At 59.5% G+C, this 10248-nt stretch carries 10 protein-coding genes; 7 read left to right on the top strand and 3 right to left on the bottom strand.

Annotated elements, in window-relative coordinates:
* The first annotated feature begins 209 nt into the window (after positions 1-209).
* From PMI29_RS23975 to PMI29_RS24005, 7 genes are read left to right on the top strand one after another with little or no spacing between them, the layout of a single operon-like run.
* A complete protein-coding gene (locus PMI29_RS23975; RefSeq protein WP_007994969.1) occupies positions 210-1541 on the top strand; it encodes a Tad domain-containing protein in 1332 nt (443 codons plus the stop codon).
* A gap of 8 nt (positions 1542-1549) precedes the next feature.
* Entirely contained in the window at positions 1550-2029 is a 480-nt protein-coding gene (locus PMI29_RS23980) for a TadE/TadG family type IV pilus assembly protein (RefSeq protein ID WP_007994966.1), read from the top strand.
* On the top strand, positions 2029-2523 hold the full coding sequence (locus PMI29_RS23985; protein WP_007994964.1) for a TadE/TadG family type IV pilus assembly protein: 495 nt from the start codon (positions 2029-2031) through the stop codon (positions 2521-2523). Before PMI29_RS23980 ends, PMI29_RS23985 begins: the two co-directional genes overlap by 1 nt.
* A complete protein-coding gene (locus tag PMI29_RS23990; protein ID WP_007994962.1) occupies positions 2517-3737 on the top strand; it encodes an AAA family ATPase in 1221 nt (406 codons plus the stop codon). Before PMI29_RS23985 ends, PMI29_RS23990 begins: the two co-directional genes overlap by 7 nt.
* A 3-nt stretch (positions 3738-3740) precedes the next feature.
* Complete coding sequence (locus tag PMI29_RS23995; RefSeq protein ID WP_033052060.1) at positions 3741-5183, top strand: CpaF family protein; 1443 nt, start codon at positions 3741-3743, stop codon at positions 5181-5183.
* Positions 5180-6166: a type II secretion system F family protein gene (locus tag PMI29_RS24000; RefSeq protein ID WP_007994958.1), complete on the top strand. Its 987-nt coding sequence runs from the start codon at positions 5180-5182 to the stop codon at positions 6164-6166. The genes PMI29_RS23995 and PMI29_RS24000 overlap by 4 nt, the downstream gene beginning before the upstream one ends.
* Positions 6167-6195: 29 nt before the next feature.
* Complete coding sequence (locus PMI29_RS24005; RefSeq protein ID WP_007994957.1) at positions 6196-7161, top strand: type II secretion system F family protein; 966 nt, start codon at positions 6196-6198, stop codon at positions 7159-7161.
* Positions 7162-7360: 199 nt separating this feature from the next.
* Here the strand turns inward: PMI29_RS24005 and PMI29_RS0129880 are convergent, their stop codons facing one another.
* The 3 genes from PMI29_RS0129880 to PMI29_RS24015 all read right to left on the bottom strand — a co-directional run bounded on the left by PMI29_RS0129880 (position 7361) and on the right by PMI29_RS24015 (position 9705).
* Positions 7361-7630 carry a DUF3613 domain-containing protein gene (locus PMI29_RS0129880; protein WP_033052058.1) on the bottom strand — a complete coding sequence of 90 codons (270 nt, stop codon included), beginning with the start codon at positions 7628-7630 and terminating at the stop codon, positions 7361-7363.
* 18 nt (positions 7631-7648) lie between these two features.
* Positions 7649-8362, bottom strand: coding sequence for a tetratricopeptide repeat protein (locus PMI29_RS24010; RefSeq protein WP_007994952.1), 714 nt, complete (start codon positions 8360-8362; stop codon positions 7649-7651).
* Between the two features lie 119 nt (positions 8363-8481).
* Entirely contained in the window at positions 8482-9705 is a 1224-nt protein-coding gene (locus PMI29_RS24015; RefSeq protein ID WP_007994950.1) for a type II and III secretion system protein family protein, read from the bottom strand.
* Positions 9706-10248 lie beyond the last annotated feature (543 nt).

Below are 10248 nucleotides of genomic sequence, written 5' to 3'. Positions count from 1 at the left end.
CCCCTGCCACACCGGTCATGGCGGTGGCTACTGCCATAGAGCCAAAACGCGTAGTTCCGCGTGGTTATGGAGAGGGTGGCAGAGCCGTCACGATTATCCGCGGGACCGAAGCCAAAGAAGTCAGAGTTCGCTGACAGGGCGCAACAAGTACATGGGTAGCACGGTATTGGTGGAGCCGATCCGGATCAATATCGGTAATCGAGGGCTTGATGATGAATCTTCGTATTCTGCGGCCGTTCACTTCGGTGCCTAGGCGCCAGGAAGGATCGGTGAGCGTATTGATGGTGATCGCGTTGGCGGCGATGGCCATGATGGCAGCGTTGGCTTTGGACGGCGGGCATATGCAGCTGAACAAAACGCGCCTGCAGAATGCAGTGGATGCCGCTGCCCTGAGTGGCGCTAAAACCCTGAGTCAGGCGGCGGGGGGCGTCAACAGTGCCAGCACGACGCGGACTGCCGCGCTCAATACGCTAACGCAAAATGCCAATGCTACGGGCAACAACGAATTGGCCACGGCTGTCGGCGGCAACGCCGGCGCATTTGCAGTGGTGGAACTGGCAAGTAGCGTCTATGGCCCGTTCTCCTATCCAGGGCCGGCGAATGCCAAGTATGTTCGGGTATCGGTACCGAGCTATAACCTGACGGGCTTTTTCTGGAACTTCGCACAGGCATTCGGCGCTGGCGGCCCGGGAGCCAAAGCGGTGGCGGCGATCGCCACCGCTGGCCCCAGCCCTACCAGCCCGTGCGATCTCGCACCTTTGATGGTCTGTGGCGACCCGACTAAATACAACCCGGGTGCCGGCCTGTTCTGGGGCTTCCAGTTTGGTGATTTGAATGTATTGAAGACGGCTTCCGGCAACAATTCGCCCATTGGTCCAGGCAACTTTCAGTTGCTCGATTTTGGCTCGGGCGGCAATGCGGTCAGGGAGGAGATGGCCGGAGGCGGCACGGTCTGCCGCAATGTGGGAGACAACGTCCCGACCGAGCCTGGCAACAAGGTTGGCCCTGCGTCTCAAGGCCTGAATACGCGCTTCGGCATCTACAACGGCCCGGTCAGTGCCTCGGACTATCCGCCGGACCTGGTGACCACGTCCAGTAACCCCGCAATCACTGACGACGGCACAGGCCCGAAGTACCAGGGGCAAACCATTACCTCGAGCAATGGCAACCTCACAGCGGGCGGCAACGCGATACTGGACTATAACGACTGGCGTGCAAGCGTTGCCGCGTGTGTGGCAGGGGCCAGTGGCTGTCAGAGCAATGGGGTGTTCGAGCGCCGGATACTGAAAATCGTGGTGGGCGACTGCTCCGGGAAAAATAATGGTTCAACCTCGATCCCCGTCCTCGGTTTTGGCTGCTATTTCGTGGTGCAGCCCATGGATGGCGGCGGCGGGGACGCGGAGATCTTCGGACAGTTCGTGAAGGAGTGCGAAGGCGACAACGTGGCCGGCCCCTCGCCGTCAACTGATTCAGGCCCGCAGATCATTCAGCTCTACAAAACCTATCTCACCGGCAGCGGCACTCCGAGCACTGACTCGTAGGGGGCGTCATGAGACTTCACGGATTTAAACATCCGCAGCGCCAGCAAGGCCTGGCCTTGGTGGAATTCACCCTGGTCCTGCCGGTGTTGCTGTTGCTGTTGCTGGCCTTCGGTGAGTTCGGCCGCATGCTCTATCAGTACAACGTACTGCTGCAGGCCAGCCGCGATGCCGACCGTTTCGTCGCCAACAATGCCTGGAACTCGACGCTGGGTGCGGTCTCTCTGAACAATACGCTACTGACCCAGACGAAAAACGTTGCGGTGTATGGCGTGCCGGCCAACACCGGGACCGCTGTGGTGTCAGGCCTGACGACTGGCAACGTGGACGTTGCCGCGGTGGGCATCGACCATGTGCGGGTCACCATTACTTACACGTTCTGCCCGGTGATTGGCGCTGGCAATTGCACCGGATCGCTTCCCGGTTTTTTTGGCAGTCAGATTGCACTGGGCATTCCGCTGGTCGCCACTACCGTGATGAGGGCCCTGTGATGAACAGAAAACACATGCGCGGCACCTATACGGTGGAGTTCGCCATTGTTGGTCTGCTGGTGTTCACGCTGTTGTTCGGCGTGGTGGAAATAGGTCGCTTGAGCTTCACGGTCAATGCGCTCGATGAAGCCGTGCGGCGTGGTACGCGCCTGGCCGCGGTGTGCAATATCAGCGATCCGGTGGTGTTGCGGCGGGCGATCTTCAATGCTGCGACCGACGCAGGTACGAGCCATCTGATCAGCAATCTGGCCACCACCAACCTGACGCTGACCTATCTGGACGTCAACGGTGCTGTGGTGGCCAATCCCGGCGACCTGGTCAGCGTCAACGGTTTTCGTGCCATCCGTTATGTCCAGTTGAGTCTGCAAAATTTCGTTTTCAACCTGTTTATTCCCGGGTTCGGCGTGCCCATTACCCTGCCCACATTCAGGGCAACCTTGCCACGTGAAAGCCTAGGGCGTCATTCCGATTCCGGGGAGATCACGCCATGCTGAATACCAAGGACACTCCACTCTCCAGTGCGACCGGCAAAGCCGGGCTCAGGTTGCTGATCAGCAGCCGTGATGCCACGTCGTTGCGCGACCTGCAGAGCGTCTGCCAACGCATGCCCAGCCTGGAGGTGAGCACTCGCCTGGTCAGCAATGGGCATGTCGACCCGCTCTACGGCCTGGACCGGATGCCCGATCTGCTGCTGTTGCGCGTCAGCCACCTGTGGCGTGAGGAGCTGGCGGCACTGTTGCAGCGCCCGGCCCATGAGCGTCCGCCGATGTTGGTGTGCGGATTGCTGAGCGAACAGGAAGGCATGCGTCTGGCGATGCAGGCCGGCGCCCGGGACTTACTGCCGGAGCCTGTCGCCGAGACGGAACTGGTCGCCGCCTTGAATCGGCTGATCATGGAGGTTCGGACCGGCAGCGGGACAGTAGGGAAATTGATCGCCGTGATCAGCTCCAAGGGCGGATCCGGCGGCACCATGCTGGCCTGCAACCTGGCTCAGCAGCTCAGCATGAAGGGCGGCAGTACCCTGTTGCTGGACATGGACCTGCAATTTGGCAGCGTGACGCATTACCTGGATGTGGCGCAAACACACAGCCATCTGGAGGTGTTGCATCAGATCGACGGCATGGACAGCGTCGCGTTACGTGGTTTTTGCAGCCACTTCAGCCCGACATTGCATGTGCTGGGTGGCCGGGCCGGTGAGCTGTGTCTGTCGCAAGATGCCCAACCCGAGCAACTTGACACCCTGATGCAGTTGGCCCGCGCCAGCTTTGACTGGGTAGTGATCGATCTGCCACGGCAAATCGACCACCTCACCGGCTCCGTACTGGAACAGGTGGATCGGGTGTACGTGGTGGTGCAGCAGAGCGTCAGTCATCTGCGCGATGCCAGCTCCCTGGTGCGGATTCTTCGCGAAGACCTCGGCGTGCGTGGGGATCAGTTGCAGATAGTGGTCAACCGCTTTGACAAGACGGCAGCGGTCAGCCTCAAGGATATCGGCGAGGCACTGCGCTGCACGAACCTGTCGAAATTACCCAATGACTTCAATCTGGTCAGCCAGAGTCAGAACACTGGCGTGCCGTTGGAGCTGCATGCGCCGAAGGCGGCGATCACCGCTGCCCTGCGCAACGTGGCCGATGACCTGGTCGGCAATCAGATGGCTGGAAAAAAAGGCGTGTTCAAACGCGCCTTCAACCGTTTTTTCGGGGGGTGACCCATGATCAGCGACTTTCGTAACCGCTTGCGCAAACAGTCCGGTAAACCCGCCCCATCGTCAACTGGTCAGTCGGGTGACGATCTGCTGGATCCTGTAGAGGAAGTAATGGCGTGGGAGCGTGCAGCGCCGGACGTTCTTTATGAAACCAAAAGTCAGGTCACTCCGGTGGAAGCCGAGTGGCGAGAAAAGATCTACCAGCAATTACTCAAGGTCATGGACCTGTCCCTGCTGGACTCCCTTGAACAGGCAGAGGCCGCGCGGCAGATTCGCGATATTTGCCAGCGCCTGCTCGATGAACACTCGGCACCGGTGAGTACTTCCAGCCGGCAGTTGATCATCAAGCAGATTACTGACGAGGTGCTCGGTCTGGGGCCTCTGGAACCGCTGCTGGCCGATCACAGTGTGTCCGACATTTTGGTCAACCGGCATGACTCAGTGTATGTCGAGCGCTTCGGCAAGCTGCAACGCACCGATGTGCGTTTTCGCGATGATCGGCATTTACTGAACATCATCGACCGCATCGTCTCCAGCCTGGGTCGGCGTATCGACGAGTCTTCGCCGTTGGTGGATGCGCGGCTCAAGGACGGTTCGCGGGTCAACGCGATTATTCCGCCGCTGGCCATCGACGGCCCTAGCATGTCGATTCGGCGCTTTGCGGTGGACCTGCTCAATACCGACAGCCTGATCCAGGTGGGGGCGTTGACCCCGGCCATTGCCCTGCTGCTCAAGGCGATTGTCCGTGGGCGCTTGAACGTGCTGATTTCCGGCGGTACCGGTTGCGGCAAGACCACCATGCTCAATGTGCTTTCCAGTTTCATTCCGCACAACGAGCGGATCGTCACCATCGAAGACTCGGCCGAACTGCAACTGCAGCAACCCCATGTGGTGCGTCTGGAAACCCGGCCTTCGAATATCGAGGGGCGCGGCGAGGTGAGCCAGCGGGAGTTGGTGCGTAACAGCCTGCGGATGCGGCCGGACCGCATCGTGATCGGCGAAGTACGCGGTGCCGAGGCGCTGGACATGTTGACGGCGATGAACACCGGCCACGACGGCTCGTTGACCACGATCCACGCCAACACCGCGCGCGATGCGTTGGGGCGGATCGAGAACATGGTGTCGATGACCGGGGCGACCTTCCCGATCAAGGCCATGCGCCAACAGATCGCTTCGGCTATCGGGGTGGTCATCCAGCTGGAACGCCAGGAGGACGGCAAGCGCCGCCTGGTCAGCGTGCAGGAGATCAACGGCATGGAGGGCGAGATCATCACCATGACAGAAATCTTCTCCTTCGTGCGCCACGGCGTGGGCGAAAACGGTGAAGTACTCGGTGATTTTCGGCCCAGCGGCATGATCCCCGCATTCCGTGATGTGCTGGCCAAGCGTGGCATCGTGTTGCCGCTTGAGATGTTCAGGCCTGAGTGGATGGAGGCACGGCAGTCATGAGCAATATTCCCGGTGAATTCATTCTGATGTTCCTCGGTATGGTGTTTATCGCCGTTTTTCTCCTGTCCCAGAGCGTTGCAGTGCCGGTGTTTGGCGAGGCCGGCAAAATGCGCAAGCGCATCCGCGGCCGTTTGCATGTACTGGAGAGAGCCAACAATCAGCCCAACATGCAGACGGTATTACGACAAAAATACCTGACGCGTTTGTCGCCTCTGGAGGCCAGGCTTGAACAGCTGCCTTTTATGGAGGCACTGACGCAAATGATTGAGCAGTCCGGGCACGAATACCGGGCCTATCGGGTATTGCTGCTCGGGCTGGTGCTGGGAGGGGCGGCGGGTATCCTGATCTGGATGGTCTCGTCAGTCTGGTGGATGGCGCTGGTCGCGGGCTTCGCGGTCTTCTGGTTACCCATACTGAAAATCTCTCGCGACCGTGGCAAGCGTTTCGCTGAGTTCGAGGAAGGCCTGCCGGATGCGCTGGATGCCATGTGCCGCGCTTTGCGCGCCGGGCATCCATTCAACGAAACCCTGCGCCTGGTGGCCGAGGAGCACCGGGGGCCGGTCGCTCATGAGTTCGGCCTGACCTTTGCCGATATCAACTTTGGCAACGATGTGCGCCGGGCCATGCTCGGCCTGCTGGAGAGGATGCCTAGCATGACGGTGATGATGCTGGTGACCTCGATCCTTATCCATCGCGAGACCGGCGGTAATCTGACCGAAGTTCTGGAGCGTCTGAGTCGACTGATTCGCGGGCGCTTCCGCTTTCAGCGCAAAGTCAAAACCCTGTCGGCGGAAGGGCGCATGTCGGCCTGGGTGCTGGTGGCGGTTCCTTTTGTGCTGGCGATCGTGATCGTGCTCACCACCCCGCAGTACTTGCCGATGCTGATCAATGATCCCATGGGCCGCAAGATGATCATCGGGGCGTTCTTCGCCATGTTGGTCGGGATTTTCTGGATTCGCAAAATCATCCGGATTCAGGTTTAAGCGGTATTCGCTACCGGGAGGTACAGGTCATGGACTTTTTACTCGGGTTGTTCAGCCGGGTCACGGGGAACGAGGAGATGGCGCGCCTGTTGTTCCTTGGCGCGATCGGTTTGAGTACGGTGCTTGCGGTTGTCGCCATGATCTTGCTGATCATGGGGCTTCAGGACCCGGTGCAGCGTCGTCTGGCGCTGATCAAGCGTGGTCATTTGGGCAACACGGCCGGGCAGGAAGCTCCGGGTAACCTGCAGCTGTTGCTGGAGCGGGTCGGCCAGCGCTTTGCTTCGAGCGAATCGCCTCAGACGTCCGTCACCCAGACCCTGTTGATACATGCGGGGTACCGCTCCTCGTCGGCGGTGCAGATGTACTGGGCGGTACGCTTGATATTGCCGTTGTTATTGATCGGAATTGCGTTGCTGCTGTTGCCGATGATTCCCAAGGTGTCCCTCACCATGGGGCTGCTGTTGGTGGCCATGGTGGGCGCTATCGGATGGTTGTTGCCATCGATGTATGTCGCCAAGCGCAAGCAGTTGCGACAACGTCGGCTGCGTGCTGCGTTTCCGGATGCACTGGACCTGATGGTGGTGTGCGTGGAGTCGGGCCTGGCCCTGCCCACGACCATCGAACGGGTGGCTGAGGAGATGTCGGTCAGTCAGGTCGAACTGGCTGAAGAGCTGGCCCTAGTCAATGCGCAAATTCGCGCGGGCATTTCCAGTACCGAGGCGCTCAAGCAACTGGCCTTACGCACTGGCCTGGATGACGTACAAGGACTGGTCAGCCTGTTGGCGCAGAGTATCCGCTTTGGTACCAGCGTGGCCGACACCTTGCGCATCTATGCTGATGAGTTCCGTGACCGGCGCACACAAGCCGCCGAAGAGATGGGGGCGAAAGTCGGTACCAAGCTGGTATTTCCGCTGATTTTCTGTCTATGGCCGAGCTTCTTTCTGGTCGCTATCGGCCCAGCCATGATCGGGGTACTCAGAGCATTCGGTAAGTGAGCAGGAGTGGTTTGCTGTCGAACCAGGTGGTTATGCTGCATAAGAACGCGGTGGAGCAGGCGATTGGAGTGTATTCACTCCAATCGCCTGCTCCACTATTCAGTACCTGGACTGTATTTTCCTGCACACATGATTGAGCCTGGCTGTTTAGCCAGGCCACTCTGGACTACGCCAGAGGCTGATCACCCATCGATATGCCTCAGTTGCCGATGGTCATTTGTCCCGGTGTACTCTGGTCAAAATACTGCGGAATCGGGTAGCTGAAGCTATTCAGCCAGCGCTGCATGGCCAGGTCACGCTCGGTGGCCGAAGCGGTTTGCACTATACGGGAGGCAACCACCCCGCGAATCTGCAGCTGCAACCACTGTTCGGTGCTTTGTTGATACTGCGAAGCGGGGCCCGGCTCAATAGCCCAGGCAGTGGTGGACAGGCAAGCCATGCACACGATCAACAGCCTTTTGGTATTCATCTCGACTCCTCGTACGTTCTACTTGTTCGCACTGGAAGAGGCATCGGCTACCTCAGTCTTGCGATTGCCATCGGCAGCCACCACTTTTTTGGCGGAGGCCTTGAGTTTTTCCGCGCGGGTTTGGGCCTCTACGACTTGCTTGGGGCTCAAGTCGGCACGGGTCACGAGGTCGGCAGCCGCCTTCCAGTTATCCTGGTAGATCAACAGTGTCACCATATTGAGTGCCGCCAGTGTGTTTGCCTGCTTGAGCTCCATGGCGGTCATGAACTCAAAGCGTGCTTCAGGGATCCGTCGCTGATTGAGGTAGACGACCCCCAGGTCATTGCGCATCCTGTCGTCGGTGGGGGCCATCTTCACCGCACGTTCAAGGTGAGTGGCAGCGCTGGCGTTATCATTTTTGGCGGCGGCCAACTGGCCCAGACCATGCTCCCCTTCAGCCGTCAGACAGGTGCCGAGCAAGCTTTCGTACAACGGCTGCGCGTCGCCGCTACGCCCCATCATGCGCAGCACCCGAGCCTTGCGCAGGCGAACCTGGACCAGGTTGTCGGGCAAACCTTCCAGATTCGCCAGGCTGGCATACAAACGGCCTTCGTCGGCCATGCTGTCGGCCAGGTTCAGGGCCAGTTCCTGCTCCGAATCGGGCTTGGCACAGCTGGCCGGTCGCGAAGACAGGCCATTGCTGGCACAACCAGCGAGCATTAATGTCGCCGCTATTGCAATGACTGCTTTCATCGAAGGTCCTCTGGCTACAACACGTTGAACGCCCGGCCAATGGCAATAAGGCTGGCCCGGCCAGCGTGCAACGTCACCGTTACGAGTGAGGGCGAGACAAGTCCGGTTCAGGCTCCGGTTCATTGCGAGAGCCCGCTGCGACTGTCGAAGTCGCCATTTTCCAGGAAGAACATGCGGTAGAAGTTCGGGTCGTAATTGCGCAGCTGTTCGCCAGGCAATGACGGTAGTTGTGCATTGGCCGCCAGTGGCTGGACCAGATGCGGGGTAACGATCATCAACAGTTCGCGCTCTTCACGGTTGATGGTGTTGTCGCGGAAAAACGCGCCCAGAACCGGGATATCGCCCAGACCTGGAAACTTGTTCACCTGGGAATTGTTGCGGGAGCTGATCAGGCCGCTGATGACGAAGCTTTCGCCGTCGGCCAGGGAGATGCTGGTATCGGTACGGCGTACGGTCAGAGCCGGGACTGTCGTGCCGGCGATGCTTACTGCGTTGGTGAAATCCAGTTCACTGACTTCCGGCGCCACCTTCAGCGCGATACGGTTTTTCCCGACGATGGTCGGCGTCAGGGTCAGGCGGATACCAAATTCCTTGTACTCGATAGACACGCTATCGCTGCCTGAACTGGGCACCGGAATCGGTATTTCACCGCCGGCCAGGAAGCTCGCGCTCTGTCCGCTGAGCGCTACCAGGCTTGGCCGCGCCAGGGTGTAGGCGAAACCACTGCCTTCCAGCGCGTTGAGCGCCACCAGGGTATTGCCGGTAGCAAAAGTGAGGTTGAAGTTGTTGTTGTTCACGGGTATCGACGGCGTGACAATGCCGCCGATGGTGGGCAAGGTTCTCGGCGAGCCGAACAGGAAGTTGCCACGGATGCCGAAAATCGAGGCGGAGGCTTCCTTGAGCTTGGTCCGGCTGACTTCAACGAAGCGGATATCGGTCTGCACCTGGCTCGGCAGCAGCGCGTCGTCGGAAAGCACCGACGGCACGCTGGTCAGCGCCGCTGTGGCTCTACCCTTGACGAACACCATGCTTTGGCGTGGCGTTTTCGAACAGGCGGTCCAGACCATCAGGCTGGTGGTCCCCGGCGCGATGCCCGTGAGTATGAACGCGTTGCTGCCGCTGGGTTGCACGTCGGCAATTTTCGGGTCACCCACTGCCAGTTGCGTTACCGGAACGGGGCTGCGCAGTTCATTCTGCATCCCCTGACCGACCTCGTACGTTGTCGGCCAATTGTCCAGTTGCGGGCAATTGGCCGGCGCGGCCTGAGCCGCATCCACGCTGAGGCCCATCCAGAACAGGCCATGGATAATTCGCTTGAAAGCGGGCTCGGTACGAAAGCTCATTAAGTACATCCTCACTGGATAGGCCGTCTCTAGGCGGACTGAGTTGTCTCGGATCACTTCACGGGGATCGGGCTATCCCCCCCCATGCACCAGACCCGTTATCCAAGGCCTTGGCGTTACTCCTCGCGTGCGACACACGAGCGGGCGCAATTCGCTGATCTGGCTGGACAGCGAGCGACCTTTGCTGAAACGGTTTTTAGTGAACCGGTTACCTGGACTGCCTGCCAGAGCGATACTTGCGGCCATGGACGGCGTTGTCCGACGACCTTGTTCCCCCGGAAAGTAATCGGCAATGCAGGTACAGAGCCGGAAAACGCCTGCCAGGATCATGGTGAGGTAACTCCTTTTGCCAATCCGCTGTCTGATCACTGAAGCTGACGTGGAAAATCGAGCCGTCATGACTTCTTATTGTTTGAAGGTAGTTCAATCAAACCAAAGTGCCATGAGTTAAACGAAATCTATTGGTGCAAAGGCTGGAGACAGGCGGGTGGCAGGGTCGCATAGCAGTGCGTTTGCCTGATGTCGACGGGGGGGGGGGGGGCG

This window comes from Pseudomonas sp. GM49 (genome assembly GCF_000282355.1).
Lineage (GTDB): Bacteria > Pseudomonadota > Gammaproteobacteria > Pseudomonadales > Pseudomonadaceae > Aquipseudomonas.
Note: the sequence above shows the minus strand (reverse complement) of the source record. Positions and strands in the feature narration are given on the sequence as shown.